19 protein-coding genes and 2 rRNA genes are annotated in these 19,899 nt (G+C 70.7%); 7 read left to right on the top strand and 14 right to left on the bottom strand.

Annotated elements, in window-relative coordinates; translation table 11 throughout:
- The 3 genes from P3T41_RS12760 to P3T41_RS12770 all read right to left on the bottom strand — a co-directional run bounded on the left by P3T41_RS12760 (nt 1) and on the right by P3T41_RS12770 (nt 2,596).
- On the bottom strand, nt 1-1,296 hold the full coding sequence (locus P3T41_RS12760; protein ID WP_280689845.1) for a hypothetical protein: 1,296 nt from the start codon (nt 1,294-1,296) through the stop codon (nt 1-3).
- A complete protein-coding gene (locus P3T41_RS12765; protein ID WP_280689847.1) occupies nt 1,286-2,095 on the bottom strand; it encodes a hypothetical protein in 810 nt (269 codons plus the stop codon). Before P3T41_RS12765 ends, P3T41_RS12760 begins: the two co-directional genes overlap by 11 nt.
- Before the next feature lie 180 nt (nt 2,096-2,275).
- Nucleotides 2,276-2,596: a hypothetical protein gene (locus P3T41_RS12770; protein ID WP_280689896.1), complete on the bottom strand. Its 321-nt coding sequence runs from the start codon at nt 2,594-2,596 to the stop codon at nt 2,276-2,278.
- 407 nt (nt 2,597-3,003) lie between these two features.
- On the opposite strand from P3T41_RS12770, the gene P3T41_RS12775 reads away from it, so the two are divergent.
- The 4 genes from P3T41_RS12775 to P3T41_RS12790 all read left to right on the top strand — a co-directional run bounded on the left by P3T41_RS12775 (nt 3,004) and on the right by P3T41_RS12790 (nt 6,802).
- Complete coding sequence (locus tag P3T41_RS12775) at nt 3,004-4,182, top strand: bifunctional lytic transglycosylase/C40 family peptidase (RefSeq protein ID WP_280689848.1); 1,179 nt, start codon at nt 3,004-3,006, stop codon at nt 4,180-4,182.
- Between the two features lie 128 nt (nt 4,183-4,310).
- Nucleotides 4,311-5,036 carry a phosphatase PAP2 family protein gene (locus tag P3T41_RS12780; protein WP_280689849.1) on the top strand — a complete coding sequence of 242 codons (726 nt, stop codon included), beginning with the start codon at nt 4,311-4,313 and terminating at the stop codon, nt 5,034-5,036.
- A gap of 414 nt (nt 5,037-5,450) precedes the next feature.
- The gene (locus P3T41_RS12785) at nt 5,451-6,380 is read left to right on the top strand and encodes a hypothetical protein (RefSeq protein ID WP_280689850.1); all 930 of its coding nucleotides are present in this window, start codon (nt 5,451-5,453) and stop codon (nt 6,378-6,380) included.
- A 173-nt stretch (nt 6,381-6,553) separates the two neighbouring features.
- Nucleotides 6,554-6,802, top strand: coding sequence for a hypothetical protein (locus P3T41_RS12790; RefSeq protein WP_280689851.1), 249 nt, complete (start codon nt 6,554-6,556; stop codon nt 6,800-6,802).
- Here the strand turns inward: P3T41_RS12790 and P3T41_RS12795 are convergent.
- Entirely contained in the window at nt 6,780-7,115 is a 336-nt protein-coding gene (locus P3T41_RS12795; RefSeq protein ID WP_280689852.1) for a metal-sensitive transcriptional regulator, read from the bottom strand. The two genes, P3T41_RS12790 and P3T41_RS12795, sit on opposite strands and share 23 nt — an antisense overlap.
- Nucleotides 7,116-7,433: 318 nt before the next feature.
- Between P3T41_RS12795 and P3T41_RS12800 the strand changes: the two genes are divergently transcribed.
- Nucleotides 7,434-8,054 (top strand): DUF47 family protein, encoded by a 621-nt coding sequence (locus P3T41_RS12800; RefSeq protein WP_280689853.1) that lies wholly within the window; start codon nt 7,434-7,436, stop codon nt 8,052-8,054.
- Nucleotides 8,055-8,059: 5 nt separating this feature from the next.
- The gene (locus P3T41_RS12805; RefSeq protein WP_280689854.1) at nt 8,060-9,055 is read left to right on the top strand and encodes an inorganic phosphate transporter; all 996 of its coding nucleotides are present in this window, start codon (nt 8,060-8,062) and stop codon (nt 9,053-9,055) included.
- Nucleotides 9,056-9,202: 147 nt separating this feature from the next.
- Here the strand turns inward: P3T41_RS12805 and pstB are convergent, their stop codons facing one another.
- From pstB to mshD, 8 genes are all read right to left on the bottom strand, one after another.
- Nucleotides 9,203-9,979 (bottom strand): phosphate ABC transporter ATP-binding protein PstB, encoded by a 777-nt coding sequence (gene pstB / locus P3T41_RS12810; protein ID WP_280689856.1) that lies wholly within the window; start codon nt 9,977-9,979, stop codon nt 9,203-9,205.
- A 43-nt stretch (nt 9,980-10,022) separates the two neighbouring features.
- The gene (gene pstA, locus P3T41_RS12815; protein ID WP_280689857.1) at nt 10,023-11,105 is read right to left on the bottom strand and encodes a phosphate ABC transporter permease PstA; all 1,083 of its coding nucleotides are present in this window, start codon (nt 11,103-11,105) and stop codon (nt 10,023-10,025) included.
- Nucleotides 11,102-12,145: a phosphate ABC transporter permease subunit PstC gene (pstC, locus tag P3T41_RS12820; protein WP_280689858.1), complete on the bottom strand. Its 1,044-nt coding sequence runs from the start codon at nt 12,143-12,145 to the stop codon at nt 11,102-11,104. Before pstC ends, pstA begins: the two co-directional genes overlap by 4 nt.
- A gap of 161 nt (nt 12,146-12,306) precedes the next feature.
- Nucleotides 12,307-13,443, bottom strand: a complete 1,137-nt coding sequence (pstS, locus tag P3T41_RS12825; RefSeq protein ID WP_280689859.1) for a phosphate ABC transporter substrate-binding protein PstS — start codon at nt 13,441-13,443, stop codon at nt 12,307-12,309.
- A 304-nt stretch (nt 13,444-13,747) separates the two neighbouring features.
- On the bottom strand, nt 13,748-14,152 hold the full coding sequence (locus P3T41_RS12830; RefSeq protein WP_280689897.1) for an NUDIX hydrolase: 405 nt from the start codon (nt 14,150-14,152) through the stop codon (nt 13,748-13,750).
- 233 nt (nt 14,153-14,385) lie between these two features.
- A complete protein-coding gene (locus tag P3T41_RS12835; RefSeq protein WP_280689861.1) occupies nt 14,386-15,519 on the bottom strand; it encodes a CHAD domain-containing protein in 1,134 nt (377 codons plus the stop codon).
- Between the two features lie 60 nt (nt 15,520-15,579).
- On the bottom strand, nt 15,580-17,820 hold the full coding sequence (locus tag P3T41_RS12840; protein WP_280689862.1) for an RNA degradosome polyphosphate kinase: 2,241 nt from the start codon (nt 17,818-17,820) through the stop codon (nt 15,580-15,582).
- A gap of 249 nt (nt 17,821-18,069) precedes the next feature.
- A complete protein-coding gene (gene mshD, locus P3T41_RS12845) occupies nt 18,070-19,038 on the bottom strand; it encodes a mycothiol synthase (RefSeq protein WP_280689864.1) in 969 nt (322 codons plus the stop codon).
- 24 nt (nt 19,039-19,062) lie between these two features.
- On the opposite strand from mshD, the gene P3T41_RS12850 reads away from it, so the two are divergent.
- The gene (locus P3T41_RS12850) at nt 19,063-19,539 is read left to right on the top strand and encodes an NUDIX hydrolase (RefSeq protein ID WP_280689866.1); all 477 of its coding nucleotides are present in this window, start codon (nt 19,063-19,065) and stop codon (nt 19,537-19,539) included.
- A gap of 67 nt (nt 19,540-19,606) precedes the next feature.
- On the opposite strand, the gene rrf is transcribed toward P3T41_RS12850, so the two are convergent.
- A 5S ribosomal RNA gene (gene rrf, locus P3T41_RS12855) occupies nt 19,607-19,723 on the bottom strand.
- Nucleotides 19,724-19,806: 83 nt separating this feature from the next.
- Nucleotides 19,807-19,899 (bottom strand): 23S ribosomal RNA (locus tag P3T41_RS12860); the annotation flags it as partial.

A 19,899-nucleotide genomic window follows, 5' to 3' on the forward strand; every position in this document is an offset into this window, starting at 1 on the left:
TCACCCTCCCTTCGCTGGGTTCTGTGCTGGGGCCTGGGCGGGCGGCTGGGCCGGTGGCGCCGGGGTGCGCGAGGCGTGCGCGGCGATCCCGGCCGCGGCCGAGCCGCCACCGGCGCCACCACCCCCGCCGCCCCCTCCCTCGGCGCCGCCGCGCGAGCCGTGCGTCGAGATGCCCTGCTTCACCAGGTTGGCCGGACCGTTGATCATCGCCGAGCCGGCCGACACCGCGCTCGCCCGGGCCTGGCGCAGGTGCACCATCTCGTCACCGAAGCCGGGCACGAAGCGGTAGATGGCGGTGCTGGCGAAGATCGACAGGAAGAGGATCGCCAGGCCCGAGAGCACCCGGGCGAAGTCGTCCGAGGCTCCGGCGCCACTGGCCACCGCGCTGGCCAGGCCCAGGATGATCACGATCACCGGTTTGGCGAGGTCGATCGCGGCCATCAGGCCCGCCCAGCGGCGCACGTGCTTCCACAACTGCTTGTCCACCAGGCCGGCGTAGACCGCGGTGCCCAGCAGCGCTCCCACGTAGAGCATCGCGGCCCGGATCAGCAGTTCGATCCAGAGCACCGCGGCGGCCAGCACCGCGACCAGCGAGACCAGGATCAGGATCAGCGGACCGCCGCCGATCGTGCCGTGCTCCAGGGTGTCGGCGAGCCCGCCGAGATAGCCCTTGGTGTCCGACTTGGTCCCCGAGGCGATGGCGGCGGTCAGGCTGTCGGTGGCGCCGGTCACGGTGTAGAGGATCAGCGGGGTGAAGGCGGAGGCCACCACGGTCAGCCAGAGGAAGCCGATCGCCTCCGAGAAGGCCTGGGTCAGCGGCACCCCGCGCACCGCGCGCTTGGTCACCGCGAGCAGCCACAGCACCAGGGTGACCACGGTGGCGCCGGCGAAGACCACGGCGTACTGCTGCAGGAAGCTGGCGTTGGTGAAGTCGACCTGGGTGGTGCCGTCTATCTGGCCGGACAGGCTGCGCACCACCCAGGCGGCGGCCTGGGCGCAGCCCTTGGCGAGCGAGCCGAGGGGGTCGGTGACGGAGCCCACGGTGGAGGTGCCGGGGAGCGAGCCACCAGGGCTGTTGGCACACAGGATCCCATCGCCGGCCATCGGCAGGTTGGGGCAGTTGCCGTTGGAGGGCGAGGGCGCCGGGCTGGGGCTCCCCGAGGCCGCCCCCGAAGGCGACGGCGCCGCGAAGGCGCGCTGCGCCAGCAGCAGCCCGCCCAGCTGCACCAGCAGCACCGCGCTCCCCAGCCGCCCGGTCCGGCGCAGGAGGGAGCCTTGCAGACCGTCAGCGGGCATAGCGGAAGCCTCCGAACTGCTGGACGGCGCCGGTGATCTCGTCGGCACTGGCGGCCTGTTGGTCGGCTGGGACGGGAGCGGGGCCGTTCTGGGTGGCGAAGTCGGTGAGCTTCCAGTCGCCGCCGGTCCAGCGCAGGCTCAGCGTGAGCGTGAACCAGTTCGCGGACACCGGCTTGGTCGAGGAGGTCCCGGCCAGCCCCTCCAACCCCGTGCACCAGACCATCGCCTTGGTGCTGTCGGCCGTGTAGCCGTCCGTGTGGGTGCCGATCGGCACCGTGCGGCTGACGAAGGTGAGCCCCTTGGGCGGCTGGCCCTGGGCGTCCAGGCCGTAGCCGCTCAGCACGGCCGCGGTGAGCTGCTGGTCCAGCCGGCCGCGCAGCGCGTCGGCGGTGGCCGGGTCGGCGATGGTGGCGAACACGCCGCGCCGTCCGTCGGCCCGGAACATGTCGGTGCTGCCCAGCGCGACCGCGTAGTTGGCCGCCGCCGACTGGGCGCCCTGTTCGGTGTCGGGGTAGCCGGTGGCGATCCCGTTGCTGGTGGTGCTGACCGGCTGGGTGCCGCTGGGCGCGGTGGGCGCGCTCGCCCCGGGCGGCGGGGGGGCCTGGTGGCCGCCGCTCGCCGAGGGGTCGGGCTTGCCGCGGTTGGCGATGGCGATCGCGACCACCAGCAGGGTGACCACCAGCAGCACCGTCAGCAGGGTGCGCAGCGGCCGGGGCTGACGGCCCGCCGGATACGGGGAGGACTGTTCGCCGACCGGCAGCCGCGTACGGGTGTGCGGCTGGTCGTCGGGCAACGGCACGGCGGCCCTCCTGGGACAGGGGAGCCGGCGGTGGGCTCCAGCGTTACGTTCCGGGACACCCGGCGGCGGCCGACCTGGCTGACCGCAGGTCGGCCGTCCAGTTCTGACTCTCCGATTCTGACCGACCGGCACGGTTACCGGTACGACTGTCGGAAGACTTCCGGTATGACTGTCTGACCGTCAGATGGACATGCCGTACACAATGGTGAACAGAGTGCCCAGGGATCCGATGATGAACACGCCGGTCAGGCCGGCGATGATCAGCCCCTTGCCCTGCTCGGCGCTGAAGGTGTCGCGCATCGCGGTGGCTCCGATCCGCTGCTTCGCCGCCCCCCAGACCGCGATCGCCAGGCAGGCCAGAATGGCGACCGCCATCACGACCTCCACCATGATCCGGGCCTCCGAACCGAGGGTGGAGAACGGGCCCCAGTCCGGGGCGATTCCCCCGATGATGGTGTCGATGCTGCCCTTCGGGGCCGGACTCGGGCTCGGGTCTGCCAGCAAGCCCCCCGCGTATCCGTTCACGACGCCACCCACACTGCTCGCTGTGTCACTCACGTGCATTCCTGTCTCACCGCCCGATCAGGCAATTGAAGGCCCATCACCTCAGGAGCGCGAAGGGCTGAGGCCTATTCTTGGCCGGATCTGATGTCGACTTGGCTACTTCTTGCAGATTGGTCGCGCGGCTCGGGACATGTACGTCAGTATGTCCACCGTACGAAGGATAGCGCTCACTCTTTGTATCTCCGATGATTGCGCCGAGCAACGCCTTGCAGAAGACTGGCAGGGGTGTCGGCCGATCGCCCTGGCGCGTGCGGGGGGCATATGCGGGCCCGTGTCGCGCCGGAGGCTCCGGCCCAGGATCCACTGGGGCACAAGCACTCTGACACTGCATCGGGATGGTGCTGATGGTACTCCGGAAAGGCGGTCGCGCGGCGATCGCGGGGGGAGCTGTTGCATTCGGCTTCCTGCTGCTGGTCGGCGTCGGAACATACGCCGCCGGCGGCACCGTGCAGGCCGGCGGCTCGGGCCTGGCGCTCGCCCCGGGGACCGTTCCGGCCGCCTATCAGGGCCTGATCCAGCAGGCCGGCGGCAAGTGCCCGCAGATCTCCCCGCCGATGCTGGCCGCCCAGCTCTACCAGGAGAGCGGCTTCGATCCGTCAGCCCGCAGTGGTGCCGGGGCGCTTGGCCTGGCCCAGTTCCTGCCGAGCACCTGGGCGATCTACGGAGTGGACGGCGACGGTGACGGCAAGGTCGACATCTGGAACCCGGCGGACGCCATCGCCTCGGCCGCCAACTACGACTGCGCGCTGGCCAAGGACACCGCCAACGTCCCCGGCGACCCGCAGGCCAACCTGCTCGCCGCCTACAACGCCGGCCCCTACGCGGTGATCAGCGCCGGCGGGGTGCCCGGCTACACCGAGACCCAGGGGTACGTCCGCTCGATCAAGGCGCTGGAGGCCAGCTTCACCGCACCCACCAGCACGGTCGCCGTCTCCCCGCAGGCCTCCGGCGCGATCTACTTCGCCCAGACCAAGCTCGGCACGCCCTACCTGTGGGGCGGCGACGGACTCGCCTCGCAGAACTACGAGTTCGACTGCTCCGGCCTGACCGTGGCCGCCTACGCCTCGGTCGGCATCACGCTGCCCCGGGTGGCCAACGACCAGTGGTACGCCGGACCGCACCCCTCGCGCGACCAACTGCGCCCCGGCGACCTGGTCTTCTTCGCCACCGACCTGAGCGACCCGCGCACCATCCACCACGTCGGCATCTACGTCGGCGGCGGCTACATGATCAACGCCCCGCACACCGGCGCGGTGATCCGCTACGACTCCATCGATCAGAAGGAGTACATCGGCGCCACCCGGGTCACCCAGGACGGCGCCGCCGCCGTACCGGTCCGCGACAACAACGGCAACGGCAACATCACCGGCGGCTCCGACCCCGGCGCGAACGGCCCGGCCCAGTCGACCGCCACCCCGACCACTCCGCCGCCCGGCGCCCCCGCTTCGAACCCCGCGCCACCCGCCGCCGCGGCCGCCCTGCCCACCGGCGCCAGCACCACCAGGCCGGGGAAGGCCGCCTGACGGCCCACCAGATCCGCCCGGCTCACGTCAAGTTTCCGTAACACCCGCCTGCCATGGAACGCTGTGCTCCGCCCGGCTCGTTATGCACAGGGCCACCCACCGACCACGCGGCGCACAGGAGGTACGGCGTGTCGACGCTGCTTGCCGACACCAGCAACCCGGACCTCGAACTGCTCTACACCGTCAACGGCTGGGCCAAGGCCTCCCCCGGCTGGCTCGACGGCCTGGTCTCCTGGATCGGCGAGTACGGCATCCTGCTCGGCCTGTTCACCCTGTGCGCCGTCGCCTGGCTGCGGGCCCGCCACCGGCCGGCCGCGCCCGCGGCGGTGGCCGGGGTGCTCTGGGTCCCGCTCGCGGTGGCCCTGGCCGAACTGGCCAACCTGCCGATCGCCGCCATCGTGAACCGGCCCCGCCCGTTCCTGAACCACCCGGGCCTGGACGTGCTGGTGGCCGGCAAGGCCGGCACCCACTCCTTCGTCAGTGACCACGCCACCATGTCGATGGCGGTGGCCGTGGCGCTCTTCCTGGTCGACCGGCGGCTGGGGGCACTGGCCGGCACCTTGGCGGCGCTGCAGGGCTTCTGCCGGATCTTCATGGGCGTGCACTATCCGACCGACGTGCTGGGCGGCTACGCCCTCGCCACCGCCGTGGTGCTGCTGCTGGCCCCGCTGGCGATGGCCGTCCTGGTGCCGCTGTGCCACGCGCTGGCCCGCACGGCGGCCGCGCCGCTGATCACGGCCGGCCCGTACGGCAACCCGCGCGGCGGGCGCCGTCGGCGCGGCGCCCGGGCGCTCGATCGCCCGCTGCCCGGCCCGGAACGCGCCACCACCGCCGATTCCGATCTCGCCGCCTGATCCGGCCCCGGCCGGCGCCCCGCGGCGAACGCTACGCCGAGCCCGCCCCCGCCTGATGCTCGCCCGCGTCCCGCCGCGCCCGATCGCGCGAGCGCCGGGCCGGCGCGAACCAGCCGCAGTCACAGGAGGCGTACGCGAAGGACCCTCGCTCGGCGACCGCCACCCGGTGCGCGGCGGGCCCGTCTTCGTGTTCATCGCGGGAGTCGGCGTGGGCCGACGGCTCCGTATACACGTTGTTAACGGTAACTCCCGACCCCTATCCCCGGCGCGCACCGGCCGCCGCGCGCCGTCACTGCCGTAACCCGCGCGACGGCCGGTCGTTTTCGCCAGTACCGGCCCCGCCCACCCAGGGGCGGCGGCCCGCCGGTCGTCCGGCCCGTCGGGGACCGGATCACCCTGGGGGTTGAGATCACCATGACGACGAACAGCACGACGACGAACAGCACACCGACGTTCAGCACGACGGCGGCCCGCTCCGCCCGCCTGCTCGGCCCGGTGGCGGCCGCCGCCCTGCTGGCCGCCACGCTGTCGGCCTGCGGCGGCGCCTCCGGCGGCTCCGCCGACGCGAGCCCCGCCGGGACGGCGAGCCAGAGCCCGGTGGCCGACAAGCTCGCCGACGACCCGCTGACGGCCGTGCGCAACGCCGCCGACATCACCGGGCGGACCGGCTCGGTGCAGGCCGCCACCCAGCTGACCACCGAGTCGGGCGCGAAGCAGGCCGACTTCTCCGGCAGCGGCTCGTACGACTACGGCAAGCGGATCGGCCGCCTGGAGGTGCAGGTGCCGCCCGGGGCGGCCACCACCGGCAAGGTGGTCGAGGTGGTCGAGCCGGGCATCGTCTTCCTGCAGAACAGCGGCGCCAAGGTGCCTGCGGGCAAGTGGGTCAAGCTGGACGTGCGCCAGCTCGCCGACGGCAACCTGATCAGCAACGGCGCCACCGACCCGGCCACCGCCGCCGCGGCCCTGCGCGGTGTCCAGCAGGCCTCGGTGGTCGGCGACGAGACGCTGAACGGCGTGCCGCTCAAGCACTACAAGGGCACTCTCGACCTGGCGAAGGCCGCCGACGCCACCGGCGGCCAGGGGGCGTACGGCCTGCGGATGGCGGCCGCCACCTTCACCGTCAAGGACGTCCCGTTCGAGGCCTGGCTGGACGCCCAGGGGCGGCTGAACAAGGTGACCGAGTTCTTCACCTTCGCCGGGGTGGCCGGCTCCAAGGACGCCAAGGACCAGGTGAAGGTCACCTCCTCACTGACCTTCAGCGACTTCGGCAAGCCGGTCCAGCTCAGCGAGCCGCCCGCCGCCGACGTGGTCGAGATGACGGAGTCCGGCTCGCCGACGAAGTGACGGCCACCTCGGCTCCGCGCCGGCAGCCACCCGTTTCGGCGACAGAGATGGCCCGTCCGTGCCATGGGGACCGGGCCCGGCACTCTCTAGGCTGGATGGGGGCGCCTCCCGGCCGAAGGCCGGGGGAGGGTGGCTGCCGCCCCGGCGTACGGGTGGTGAAGGGGTGGTGCAGGATGTCGTCCTCGGCGGATCGAGCGGATCGAACAGATCGGGCGGATCGCGCGGATCGCACAGGCGGCCACGAGAGCGCGGCCCTCGACGAGATCGAGCTGGCCGGCGAGCTGATGATCGCGGCGACGGCCAGCGCCGGCGACCGGCTGCCCACCGCCCGGATCGACGAGGTGCTGCTGCACCCGAGCCGGGCGCCCGAGGCCGCGGCCGGCCACGGCGGCGCCCCGGTCAGCTCCGCAGCAGCCGACTGATCGCCGCCATCGCCTCGGCCACCTTCTCGTCCATCGCCGGGCCGCCCTCCTCGACGGCGGCCGCCACGCAGTGCTTGATGTGCTCCTCCAGCAGCGCCAGCGCGAAGGACTGCAGCGCCTTGGTGCTGGCCGAGACCTGGGTGAGGATGTCGATGCAGTAGACGTCCTCCTCCACCATCCGTTGCAGCCCCCGGGCCTGACCCTCGATCCGGCGCAGCCGCTTGAGATGGTCCGCCTTGTGCGAGCTGTACCCGTGCGGGCCGTGGTTGCCGGCCGCGACGGCGCTGCCGTCCGTGCTGCTGCTGGTGGTCATCGGGCCTGCCCCGTTCTCGTCCGCGCCCGACGGGAATTGTCAGACAGACCCCAGTGTCCCGCACCGCGGCCGCCCATGGGGTTACCCCGTCCGGGCGGCGGATCACGATCACCGGGCCGAAGCCGGGGGCAATCCCTTCGAGCTTCCGTCAGACTGAGACCTCACGACCGCCCGCCGACGTACGGGGCCCGAACGGGTACCGCTCGGCCAGTGGCCGGAAGAGGAGTATCCGGTTCCCCGCCGCACACCCCGTTTGCACAATGCCGACGCAGAGCACCTAGCATCATTCAGTCCACTCCCCGCTCATCGGAGATTTCCGTGCGTTTTAGCCTGACCCCGAAGGAGACGAGCTTCTACGACATGTTCGCCGCAGCCGCGGAGAACCTGGTCGTCGGATCGAAGCTCCTGCTGGAACTGCTGGGCTCAGACGTCTCGTCCCGGGCGGAGATCGTCGAGCGCATGCGCGCCGCCGAGCACGCCGGGGACGACACCACCCACGCGATCTTCCACCAGCTCAACTCCTCGTTCATCACGCCGTTCGACCGTGAGGACATCTACAGCCTGGCCTCCTCGCTGGACGACATCATGGACTTCATGGAGGAGGCCGTCGACCTGGTCGTCCTCTACGACATCCAGACCCTGCCCGCGGGTGTCGAGCAGCAGATCGAGGTGCTGGCCCGGGCCGCCGAGCTGACCGCCGCGGCGATGCCGAACCTGCGCAGCATGTCCGGGCTGAACGAGTACTGGATCGAGATCAACCGGCTGGAGAACCAGGCGGACCAGATCCACCGCAAGCTGCTGGCCCACCTGTTCAGCGGCCAGTACGAGGCGATCGAGGTGCTCAAGCTGAAGCAGGTGGTCGACGTGCTGGAGGAGGCCGCCGACGCGTTCGAGCATGTCGCCAACACGGTGGAGACCATCGCGGTCAAGGAGTCCTGACCAGCGTGGACATGGCAGCACTCATCTGCGTCGTCGGCGTCGCCTTCTTCTTCACCTACACCAACGGCTTCCACGACTCGGCGAACGCGATCGCCACCTCGGTCTCCACCCGGGCACTGACCCCGAAGGCCGCGCTGGCGATGGCCGCGGTGATGAACCTGGCCGGTGCCTTCCTCGGCAGCGGCGTGGCGCAGACCGTCTCCAAGGGGCTGATCGACACCCCGCAGGGCAGCCAGGGGATGACGGTCCTCTTCGGCGCGCTGGTCGGCGCGATCGCCTGGAACCTGGTCACCTGGTACTTCGGCCTGCCGTCCTCCTCCTCGCACGCGCTCTTCGGCGGCCTGGTCGGGGCGGCGCTGGCCGCCGGCACCGGGGTGATCTGGAGCGGGGTGGTCGACAAGGTGATCATCCCGATGGTGGTCTCGCCGATCGTCGGCCTGCTGGCCGGCTACCTGGTGATGCTGGGCATCCTCTGGCTCTTCCGCCGCGCCAACCCGCACAAGGCCAAGCGCAACTTCCGGGTCGCGCAGACCGCCTCGGCCGCCGCGATGGCGCTGGCCCACGGTCTGCAGGACGCCCAGAAGACGATGGGCGTCGTGGTGCTGGCGCTGACCATCTCGGGTCACCAGAGCGGCAACGGCATTCCGATCTGGGTCAAGCTCTCCTGCGCCGCCATGCTGTCGCTGGGCACCTACGCGGGCGGCTGGCGGATCATGCGGACCCTGGGCCGCAAGATCATCGAGCTGGACCCGCCACAGGGCTTCGCCGCCGAGTCCACCTCGGCGACGATCATGTACATCACGTCCTACGTCTTCAAGGCGCCGATCTCCACCACCCACGTGATCACCGCCTCGATCATGGGTGTCGGCGCGACCAAGCGGATCCGCGCGGTGCGCTGGGGCGTGGCCAAGAACATCGTGCTGGGCTGGTTCATCACCATGCCGGCCGCGGCCCTGGTCGCCGCGGCCGTCTACGGCGTCACCTGGGCGATCGTCAGCTGACGCGCAGAACGAAAAGACCGCAGAGCGAAAGACAGCAGAACGAAAAGACGAGGGCCCGCCCCCCACTTCCCGGGGGGCGGGCCCTCTCATACTCCGCGGCGGCACCGCCATGCAGCGCCGTGGAGCAGCTCGATCCGACCGGACGGTCTAGCCGAAGCGGCCGGAGATGTAGTCCTCGGTCGCCTGCACCGACGGGTTCGAGAAGATCCGCTGGGTGTCGTCCAGCTCGATCAGCTTGCCCGGCTGGCCCACGCCGGCCAGGTTGAAGAAGGCGGTGCGGTCGGAGACACGGGCCGCCTGCTGCATGTTGTGGGTCACGATGACGATCGTGAACCGCTCCTTGAGCTCGCCGATCAGGTCCTCGATCGCCAGCGTGGAGATCGGGTCCAGCGCGGAGCAGGGCTCGTCCATCAGCAGCACCTGCGGCTCGACCGCGATCGCGCGGGCGATGCAGAGCCGCTGCTGCTGGCCACCGGAGAGGCCGGCGCCCGGCTTGTTCAGCCGGTCCTTGACCTCGTTCCACAGGTTGGCGCCCTTGAGCGAGCTCTCCACCACGCCGTCCAGCACGGCCTTCTTCTTCACACCCGCGAGCTTGAGCCCGGCGACCACGTTCTCGTAGATCGACATGGTCGGGAACGGGTTCGGCCGCTGGAAGACCATTCCGACGGTGCGCCGCACCGCCACCGGGTCGACGCCGGCACCGTAGAGGTTCTCGTCGTCCAGCAGGACCTTGCCCTCGACCCGGGCGCCCGGGATCACCTCGTGCATCCGGTTGAGGGTGCGCAGGAAGGTGGACTTGCCGCAGCCGGAGGGGCCGATGAACGCCGTCACCGAGCGGGGCTCGACGGTCATCGAGATGTCCTCGATGGCCTTGGTTCCGCCGTAGTAGGCCGACAGTCCGCTGACGTCGATGCGCTTAGCCATGATCTTTCTTCTTCTCTCGTCTGTTCGTACGTCAGTCGGTCGGTCAGCGCCCGGCCTTGGGCGAGCGCCAGCTTGCGATGCCCCGGGCGATCAGGTTGAGACCCATCACCAGAGCGATCAGCACCAGCGCGGCACCCCAGGCACGGGCGTACCCGTACTGGTTGTTGACCTGGGAGTACTGCTGCCAGATGAAGACCGGCAACGACTCCTGCGGTCCGACGAACGGATTGCTGTTGATCGAGTCCCAGACGCCCACCAGCATCATGACCGGAGCGGTCTCACCGGCGATGCGGGCGATCGCCAGCATCACGCCGGTGGTGATGCCACCGATGGCGGTCGGGAGGACGATCCGCAGGATGGTCTTCCACTTCGGCACACCGAGCGCGTACGAGGCCTCGCGCAGCTCGTTCGGGACGAGCTTGAGCATCTCCTCGGTGGACCGGACGACCACCGGCATCATCAGGATCGCCAGCGCGAGGCTGCCCGAGAAGCCGGAGTACTGGAAGCCGAGCCCGATGTTCCAGACGGAGAGGATGAACAGACCGGCGACGATGGACGGGATACCCGTCATCACGTCGACGAAGAAGGTGACGATCTTGGCCAGCGGCCCGCGGCCGTACTCGACCAGGTAGACCGCGGTGAGCAGGCCGATCGGGGCGGCGATCGCGGTGGCCAGGCCGATCTGCTGCAGGGTGCCGAGCAGCGCGTGGTAGATACCGCCGCCGGGGCCCGAGGAGGCCACCACACCACGCATGGAGTGAGTCAGGAAGTCGCCGTTCACCACGCCGGCGCCCTGCTGGATCGTGTAGACCATCAGCGAGACCAGCGGGATGACCGCCAGGATGAAGGCCACCCAGATCAGCGAGGTGGCGATCCGGTCCTTGGCCTGCCGGACGCCCTCGACCCGGGCCGCGAGCCCGAAGCTGATCGCCACGAAGAGCAGGGCGGCGAGCAGCCCCCACTGCAGGTGGCTGGCCAGACCGGCGCCGGCGCCGATCGCGCAGCCGAGCACGATGGACAGCGCCGCGACCCCGGCCGGGGCCCAGCGCGGCAGCCGGGCCGCGGTGAGCGTGTGGTTGAGCTGGGGGACCGGCGTGCGGTCCGCTACGGAAGGCGCGGTGGTCATGCGTTGGCTCCCGAGTACTCCTTGCGGCGGGCGATGATCAGCCGTGCCGCACCGTTCACCAGCAGCGTGATCACGAACAGCACCATGCCGGCGGCCATCAGCGCGTCCTTGCCGAGCGGGCCGGCCTCGCCGAACTTCAGCGCGATGTTCTGCGCGAAGGTGCCACCGCCCGCGTCCAGGATGTGCAGCGACAGCACGCTGCTGGAGGAGAGCACCGTGGCCACCGCGATCGTCTCGCCGAGCGCGCGGCCCAGGCCCAGCATGGAGGCCGAGATGATGCCGGGACGGCCGAACGGCAGGACGGCGGTGCGGATCATCTCCCAGCGGGTCGCGCCGAGGGCCAGCGCGGCCTCCTCGTGGGCCCGCGGGACCTGGCGGAACACCTCGCGGCTGACCGCGGTGATGATCGGCAGGACCATGATCGCCAGCAGGATCCCCACGGTGAACAGGCTGCGGGCCGGGGCGCCGGGGTCGGTGGTCTTGAAGATGTAGGTCCAGCCGAGGTACTCGTTCAGCCAGCTCATCAGCCCGTTCAGGTGCGGCACCAGGAAGAGCGCGCCCCACAGGCCGTAGATGATGCTGGGCACCGCGGCCAGCAGGTCCACCAGGTAGGCGAACGGCTGGGCGATCCGGCGCGGCGCGTAGTGCGAGATGAACAGCGCGATGCCGGTCGCGATCGGGACCGCGATCAGCATCGCGATGGCCGCGCTGACGATCGTGCCGAAGGCCAGGACCGCGATACCGAAGCTGGGCTTCAGGATGTTGTCGGGGTCCCAGCCGAAGGTGGTGAGGAAGTTCGTGTGGTCCTTGCTGATCGCGATCCCGCTGCGGAACAGCAGGAAGCCCGCGATCGCGGCCATGATGACCAGCAGCAGGATCCCGGAGCCGGCCGAGAGGCCGAAGAACACGCTGTCGCCCAGGCGGCTGTTGCCCTTGAGGGAGCTCTGCCCGGATCGGCCGGTGGAAGCGGGTGGACGGACCCCGGTGGAAGCGGGGGGCCCGGACTTCTCGGAGAAGTCGGGCGGTGGGGAGGAAGTCATGAAGTTCTAACTCCGGTCTGGCGGTGCTGCCCGGCGGGCGGGCGGCACCATGGCGGCGGTGCCCCGGACGAATCGGTGGTGAGGTGGTGCGGTGGAGACATCCGGTCGGCGATCCCGTCCCCCCGTCATGGGACCGCCGACCGGTCAAGCTGTGGAGCGGATCAGCTCAGGTTGCCGATGGCGGCCTGCACCTTGCTGGCGACCGGGGTCGGCAGCGGGACGTAGCCCTTGTCGGCGATGGCCTGCTGGCCGCCGTTGCTGGCGATGTAGGTGAAGAAGGACTTCAGGCTGTCCAGGGTGGCCGGGGCGTTGCCCTTGTCGCAGGCGATCTCGTAGGTCACCAGGACGATCGGGTAGGCGTTGTCGGCCTTGGTGCCGTAGTCGAGCTGCAGCGCCAGGTCGTTGCCGGTGCCGACCACGGTGGAGTTGCCCAGCGTGATGGCGGCGTTGGCGGCGGTGGCGTCGACGGCCTTGGCGGCACCGGTGTTGATGCTGGCGGTCTTCAGGCTGTTGTTCTGCGCGTAGGACAGCTCGACGTAGCCGATCGAGTCCTTGACCTGCTTGATCTGGGCCGCGACACCGGCGCTGCCGGTGGCCGACTGGCCGCCCTTGCCCGCCCAGGTCTTGCTGGCCGGGTAGGACCAGGCGCCGCCCGAGGTCTTCGCGAAGTACGAGGTCAGGTTGTAGCTGGTGCCCGAGTCGTCCGACCGGTGGAAGGTCTGGATCGCGTCGGCCGGCAGGGTCACGCCCGGGTTGAGCGCGGCGATCGCCGGGTCGTTCCACTTGGTGATCTGACCGTCGAAGATCTTGGCGGAGGTCGGGCCGTCCAGGATCAGGTTGTTCACACCGTCGACGTTGTAGACCAGGGTGACCAGACCGGCCACCATCGGCAGGTCGATGGCCTGGCCACCGTTCTGGCAGACCGCCTTGGAGGCGGCGACGTCGGTGGCCTTCAGCGCGAAGTCCGAGCCCGCGAAGGCGACCTTGCCCTGGTTGAACTGCGCGACACCGGCGCCGGAGCCGACACCGTTGTAGCTGACCTGGGTGCCGGAGCAGGCCGTGCCGTAGGCGGCCTTCCAGACGTCGACCGCGTTGCCCTGGGCGGTCGAGCCGGCGCCCTGCAGCGGGGCCTGCTTCGAGGCACAGGTGATCGCCGCGGCGCTGGAGGCGCCCGAGGCGGAGGAGGTGGTCTTGGCACTGTTGTTGTCGGAGCCGCAGGCCGCGAGCGACAGCGTGCTGACGAGCGCCACGGCACCGATCGCGAGGGCCTTGGTGCGGCCGTTCCGCTGGAGCTTCACAGGGGTGTCCCTTTCTTTGGCACAACCCGCGCGTATCCGACGTTCGGACCTGCGGGCCTTGCTGTTGGTCCGGGGCCTCGCTGGCCCTCCGGTAGGACCGAAGCTAAGCGGACCAGGTGACACGTCAGCCGGTCGCAAATGAACGGAGAGTGAACCTCGGACGGATGCCAGGAAACATGGGCTGGTAGTCACGGTTGCATCACGGCAAGGATAAGACCAAGACACGTGATCAACTGGCTGCCAGTCGTCACCGGGGCGAACATCCGGCGTTGCTGATGGTGCGTCAGCCGACACCGGCGACGGGTCAGCCCGCCGGCCACCCGAGCTGGGCGAGCAGCGCGTCGATCAGCTCCCGGTCCCGGGCATGGGTCAGCTTGGCCCGCGCCTTGGCCGGCTTCAGCCACTTCATCCGGTCCACCTCCCGGTTCGGCCGGAACTCCCCGCGCACCGGCACCGCCGCCCAGTACCGCACCTCCTTGGGCCGCCCCTGCGCCAGGTAGTACTGCGCGGGCAACGGCGCCAGCAGCCGGCAGACCAGCCCGGTCTCCTCCTCCACCTCGCGCAGCGCCGCCTGCCACGGCGTCTCGCCCGCCCGCAACTTGCCCTTCGGCAGGCTCCAGTCGTCGTACTTGGGCCGGTGGATCAAGGCGATCCGCGGCTTGCGCTCCCCCGAACCGTCCCGCCGCGGCCCACCTGGCCGCCACAGCACCGCGCCCGCCGCCAGCACCGTGCCGACCCGGCCCGCCGAACCGCCGCCGGGCCCGGGCCCGGACACAGAACCGTCCGCCGCCGCCGAGTCAGGCGCCACCGTGTGCCCGGAGCCGGTCCGCGGCCCGTGCTTCTTCGCCTCCCGCAGCTGCCGACGGGCCAACGACCCGCCCGGCTCGGCCGACGCCGACGTCCTCGGGTCCGCCCGGCGGGGATCCGGCTGCCGCTCCGCCCTCAGGCGCTCGCCCATTCATGCCATCCGTGGTGCGGGAGGGTCGGCCACTGCTGACCGAAGGCGTACCTGGCCGCCTCGACCTCCAATCGCTGATCAGCATGCACCACCCCCAGCACGTACGCCGTCGCCGGGGTGATCCGCGGCGTGCGCGCCGCCGTGGCCACCGTCACCGCCGCGTCCGCCGCCTCCTGGTGCCGGTCCAGCACCTGGTCCAGCACGTCCAGTTCGAGTCCCGGCCGCCCGCACACCTCCAGCGCGTACCGGGCCCGCTTCACCAGCACCCGCACCCGGTGCCACGGCGCGTCGTCCGCCGCCAGGGCCCCGTCCGCGTCTCCGGCGCCGCCCGTCCGCCCCTGGACCGGCACCGACGCCTCCATCGCGGGAGTCACCCCGGAGGTCACCGCTGGAATCACCGCGGGAGTCACCGCCAACCGGTGCAGCGCGTCCCCCTGGTACGCGGTCGCCGCCCGGTGCAGCGGCAGCGCCTGCACCACCTGCCCCAGCGCACCGAACGCCCCCGCCGCCTGTGCCGGCAGCACCTCGCCGGCCCGGCCGCGCGCCGGCGCCAGCAACGGCACCTCCCCCACCAGCAAGGTCATCCGATCCGCCAGCGCGTGCAGCCGCGACGAGCGCAGCTCCTGCAGCACCGAACTGTGCGCCCGGGTCCTGGCCAGGGTCAGCTGCCGGTCCAGCAGCGCCCGCGCCTTCGGCGCCCCCTGGTGCCCGGCCAGCATCCCCGGGCCGCGCGACTCGCCACCGAGCCCGGTGGCGCTGAGCGTGTCGAGCGCCGCCAGCAGGCGGGCCGATCTGCGCACGAAGGCCGGCTCCTGGGCCAGCAGACCCAGCAGCCAGCGCAGCTCGGTGCGCGACTCCTGCGCCCAGCCGGGCTCGAAGAGCACCCCGAAGGTGTGCAGCGCGCCGCCGACCCGCCGCACCGCGCGCAGCAGCTCGCCGGTCCCGGCACTGGTGCCGGACGAGTTCAACGAGGGCAGCGCGCCGGGCCGGGCCCCCGCCTCCCCCACGGCCTGCGGCAGGGCGCGCAGGAACAGCCCCGCCTGCTCGGTGAGATAGCGGGAGAGAACCTCCTCGGCGGTCGCGGTGGACGCCGAGGTCGTCATGGGCGCGTCAGTCATGTCGTGGGTACTCCCCGTTCCCCCAGGGCAGGCGACGGATGATCAGGAGCAGTCGGATGGTCAGAGCGAACTGGTGACGCTCCGGCGCCGCTGGCGCGAATCGATGAGCAGTTCCTGGATGTCCCGCAGCCGGTGACCGTCGGCGTCATGGCTGCGTCTGGACCAGATCCCGTCCGGCCCCAGATGCCAGGACGCGGTGTCGTCCGCCATGCCGAGGTCGATCAGCCCGGACAGCTCCGCGCGGTGGGCCGGATCGGCCACCCGCACCAGCGCCTCGATCCGCCGGTCCAGGTTACGGTGCATCATATCCGCACTGCCGAACCAGACTTCGGGGTCGCCGCCGTTGCCGAAGACGAAGATCCGGGAGTGCTCCAGGAAGCGCCCCAGGATGCTGCGCACCCGGATGTTCTCGCTCAGCCCGGCCACTCCCGGACGGATCGCACAGATCCCGCGCACCAGGACGTCCACCGGCACCCCCGCCTGCGCGGCCCGGTAGAGCGCGTCGATCACCTGCTCGTCGACGATCGAGTTCAGCTTCAGCTTCACGTAGGCCGGCCGGCCCTCGTGGTGGCCCGCGACCTCGTTCTGGATCCGCGCGATCAGCCCGTCCCGCAGGCCGCGCGGCGCGGTCAGCAGGCGCCGGTAGGACTCGCGGCGCGAGTAGCCGGAGAGCCGGTTGAAGAGGTCGGAGAGGTCGGCGCCGACCTGCGGGTCCGCCGTCAACAACCCCAGGTCCTCGTAGAGCCTGGCCGTCTTCGGGTGGTAGTTGCCGGTGCCGACGTGCGCGTAGCGGCGCAGCGTCTCGCCCTCCTGGCGCACCACCAGCGAGAGCTTGGAGTGCGTCTTCAGGCCGATCAGCCCGTACACCACATGGCAGCCCGCCTCCTCCAGCTTGCGGGCCCACTTGATGTTGGCCTGCTCGTCGAAGCGCGCCTTGATCTCCACCAGCACCAGCACCTGCTTGCCGGACTCGGCCGCGTCGATCAGCGCGTCCACGATCGGCGAGTCGCCCGAGGTGCGGTACAGCGTCTGCTTGATCGCCAGCACGTGCGGGTCGGCCGCGGCCTGCTCCAGGAAGGCCTGCACCGAGGTGGAGAAGCTGTCGTACGGGTGGTGCAGCAGCACGTCGCGCTCGCGCATCGCGGCGAAGATGTCCGGCTGCGAGGCCGACTCGACATCGGTCAGCCCGCGCGCGGTGCCGGCCACGAACTTGGAGTACTTCAGCTCCGGGCGGTCCAGCCCGGCGATCCCGAACAGCCCGGTCAGGTCCAGCGGCCCGGGCAGCGGGAACACCTCGGCCTCGGTGATGTTCAGCTCGCGCACCAGCAGGTCGAGGATATAGGGGTCGATCGACTCCTCCACCTCGAGGCGGACCGGCGGGCCGAACCGGCGGCGCATGAGCTCCTTCTCCAGCGCCTTGAGGATGTTCTCGGTGTCGTCCTCCTCCACCTCGAGATCCTCGTTGCGGGTCACCCGGAAGGCGTGGTGGGCCAGCACCTCCATCCCGGGGAACAGCTCCTCCAGGTGGGCGCCCATCACGTCCTCCAGCGGCACGTACCGCTGCGGCGAGGCCTCCAGGAAGCGCATCAGCGACTGCGGAACCTTCACCCGGGCGAAGTGCTTGTGACCCGAGACCGGGTTGCGCACCACCACCGCCAGATTCAGGCTCAGGCCCGATATGTACGGGAACGGATGCGCCGGGTCCACCGCCAGCGGCGTGAGCACCGGGAAGATCTGCGCCCGGAACAGGGTGTGCAGCCGGGCCTGCTCCTTGTCGGTCAGCTCCGCCCAGCGCACCAGCTCGATGCCCTCGGCCGCCAGATCCGGCAGCACCTCCTGCTGGAACGCGGCCGCGTGCCGCGCCATCAGCTCACGCGACCTGGTCCAGATCAGATCGAGCACCTCGCGCGGCTGCAGCCCCGACGCGCTGCGCTGGGCGACCCCAGTGGCGATCCGACGCTTGAGGCCGGCCACCCGGACCATGAAGAACTCGTCCAGGTTGCTGGCGAAGATCGCCAGGAACTTGGTCCGCTCCAGCAGCGGGATCTCCGGGTCCTCCGCGAGTTCCAGCACCCGCTCGTTGAACGCCAGCCAGCTGCGCTCCCGATCCAGGAAACGGCCCTGCGGCAACTCCTCCAGCTCGTCGGCACCGGACGCGTCGGGAAACTGGTCGAGGGCCACCCCCAGCGCCTTGGTCAGGCGGGACGGCGTCGGCACACCAGCGGACTCGGGCATCGTGGGCACTCCTGACGGGTCGGACGCTGCGGGCTCTTCGGCCGCGACCGGGCGGGGGACGGTCATGGTTTCCAGCTCCTCCAGCGACGGACATCCGGGCATCTGATCGACTCAGCCGCTGCGCTCTCCGCCGGACACGGCGGACGGAGCCGACCGCTCGGGGCGGTCGATAGCCGACCGGCCCCGGCGATGTGGCCCACGCTGCGAGAGCGAGACACTACGGACGTCATCCTGTGATCTTCGCGGCGGCAATTGAATCCACGGTAAACACCGCATGGCCAGGAGGAAAGCTGAGGCGGTCGGCCCTGCGGCCTGCTACCCCACCTGCTTGCCTTCGGTGACCCGATACATCAGGTCTACCTCGTGGACGGTGAATCCGACTCGTTCGTAGACCCGCACGGCGGCCGTGTTGTCGGCGTCGACGTAAAGCAGCACGGTCGGCAGGCCGCGGTCCTGCGCGAGATGCCGCAGACCGGCCGCGGTCAGTGCCCGGCCCAGGCCGTTGCCCTGCTCGGCCGGGTCCACGCCGACCACGTAGACCTCGCCCAGCTCGGGCTCGGTGGCGGTGGCCGGGTGCACCTTGGTCCAGTGGAAACCGACCACCCGCTCCTCGCCGGACTCCGCCGCGCGCACCGCGAGGAAGAAACCGTTCGGGTCGAACCACGGCTCGGCGATCCGCTCGGCGAGGTCACCCGCGGTCCAGGAGCCCTGCTCGGGATGGTGGGCGAAGGCGAGCGCGTTGAGCCGCAGCCAGGCCTCGTCGTCCACGCCGGGACGGAAGGTCCGCAGCGTGACCCCGGCGGGGAAGGGCACCTCGGCGGGAGCCGGCCCGGTGCGGCGCATCTGCCGCAGCTCGCGGACCAGCTCCGCGCCGTACCGCTCGGCGAGCCGACGCGCGGCGGGGTGGCCGCCGTGCGCCCAGAAGTCGACGGCCGGCCGCGCATCGCCTTCGCCGGCCTTGCCGGCTTCCGCGAGGACGGCGTCGGCCAGTTGCCGTCCCAGGCCCTGCCCGCGCCGGTCAGGGCTGACGGCGAACTCGACCGTGGTGGGCGACGACCCCTGTGCTCCTTCGAGTTGTGCGTATCCGGCCGGGGCACCGGCGGCGGTCAGCACCAGGTGCCGGATCCCCGGACGCGGGTCCGTCGTCCGCAGCCGGAGCCGACCGGCCTCGGAAACGGCCTCCCGCCCGTCCAGCTCGGCGGCGGCTCGCAGCACGGCCCGCACAGCGGAGAGCTGCTCGGGGGTGAGGGTGTCAGCGGAGGTGATGTTCGTGGCGATCTCCATGATTCGGACCCTACGCTGCCTCACATGTCATCAGATGCCAGACGAAGATTCCGTCCTGCGGCCTACGCGGTCTGTATCGAGAACGAGCGGATCCTGCTCGCGCGCTGGGTGTCGCACGACGGTGAGCGGCTGTGGACGCTGCCCGGCGGCGGACTGGACCACGGCGAGGACCCGTACGACGCGGCCATCCGCGAGGTCGAGGAGGAGACCGGCTACCTGGTCGAGCTGGAACGGCTGCTCGGCGTCGACTCGCACCAGGTGATCTACCCGCCGGATCCGGTGAACGGCCCGTCGCCACGCGACTTCCAGGGGCTGCGGATCATCTACCAGGGCCGGATCGCCGGTGGTGAACTGCGGAACGAGGCGGACGGCTCGACCGATCTGGCCGCCTGGATTCCACTCGCGGACGTCGCGGGACTCCCCCGGATCCCACTCGTCGACATCGCGCTCGCGCTCTATCGGGAGCGGCCGGCCCTGGGGCGGATAGTTCGCCAGCTGTAGCAGATGTTTGGTTGGTAAACGCAGAGAAGCCCCCTTCCCGAAGGAAGAGGGCTTCTCTAGAAGAATTGTTCGGCGGCGTCCTACTCTCCCACAGGGTCCCCCCTGCAGTACCATCGGCGCTATGAGGCTTAGCTTCCGGGTTCGGAATGTAACCGGGCGTTTCCCTCACGCTATGACCACCGAAACACTATGAAACACATCGACCGCACCGTCCCTGGCCAGGAACGGGGTCGTTGTTTCAGAACAACACAGTGGACGCGAGCAACTGAGGACAAGCCCTCGGCCTATTAGTACCGGTCAGCTCCACCCCTTACGAGGCTTCCACATCCGGCCTATCAACCCAGTCGTCTACTGGGAGCC

The organism is Kitasatospora sp. GAS204B, from assembly GCF_029892155.1.
Classification (GTDB): domain Bacteria; phylum Actinomycetota; class Actinomycetes; order Streptomycetales; family Streptomycetaceae; genus Kitasatospora.

Coding starts and splice junctions, on each gene's coding strand:
- P3T41_RS12760 (WP_280689845.1), bottom strand. CDS start 1,296: ATGCCCGCTGACGGTCTGCAAGGCTCCCTCCTGCGCCGGACCGGGCGG.
- P3T41_RS12775 (WP_280689848.1), top strand. CDS start 3,004: ATGGTACTCCGGAAAGGCGGTCGCGCGGCGATCGCGGGGGGAGCTGTT.
- P3T41_RS12785 (WP_280689850.1), top strand. CDS start 5,451: ATGACGACGAACAGCACGACGACGAACAGCACACCGACGTTCAGCACG.
- P3T41_RS12790 (WP_280689851.1), top strand. CDS start 6,554: ATGTCGTCCTCGGCGGATCGAGCGGATCGAACAGATCGGGCGGATCGC.
- P3T41_RS12795 (WP_280689852.1), bottom strand. CDS start 7,115: ATGACCACCAGCAGCAGCACGGACGGCAGCGCCGTCGCGGCCGGCAAC.
- pstB (WP_280689856.1), bottom strand. CDS start 9,979: ATGGCTAAGCGCATCGACGTCAGCGGACTGTCGGCCTACTACGGCGGA.
- pstA (WP_280689857.1), bottom strand. CDS start 11,105: ATGACCACCGCGCCTTCCGTAGCGGACCGCACGCCGGTCCCCCAGCTC.
- pstC (WP_280689858.1), bottom strand. CDS start 12,145: ATGACTTCCTCCCCACCGCCCGACTTCTCCGAGAAGTCCGGGCCCCCC.
- P3T41_RS12835 (WP_280689861.1), bottom strand. CDS start 15,519: ATGACTGACGCGCCCATGACGACCTCGGCGTCCACCGCGACCGCCGAG.
- P3T41_RS12840 (WP_280689862.1), bottom strand. CDS start 17,820: ATGACCGTCCCCCGCCCGGTCGCGGCCGAAGAGCCCGCAGCGTCCGAC.
- mshD (WP_280689864.1), bottom strand. CDS start 19,038: ATGGAGATCGCCACGAACATCACCTCCGCTGACACCCTCACCCCCGAG.
- P3T41_RS12850 (WP_280689866.1), top strand. CDS start 19,063: ATGTCATCAGATGCCAGACGAAGATTCCGTCCTGCGGCCTACGCGGTC.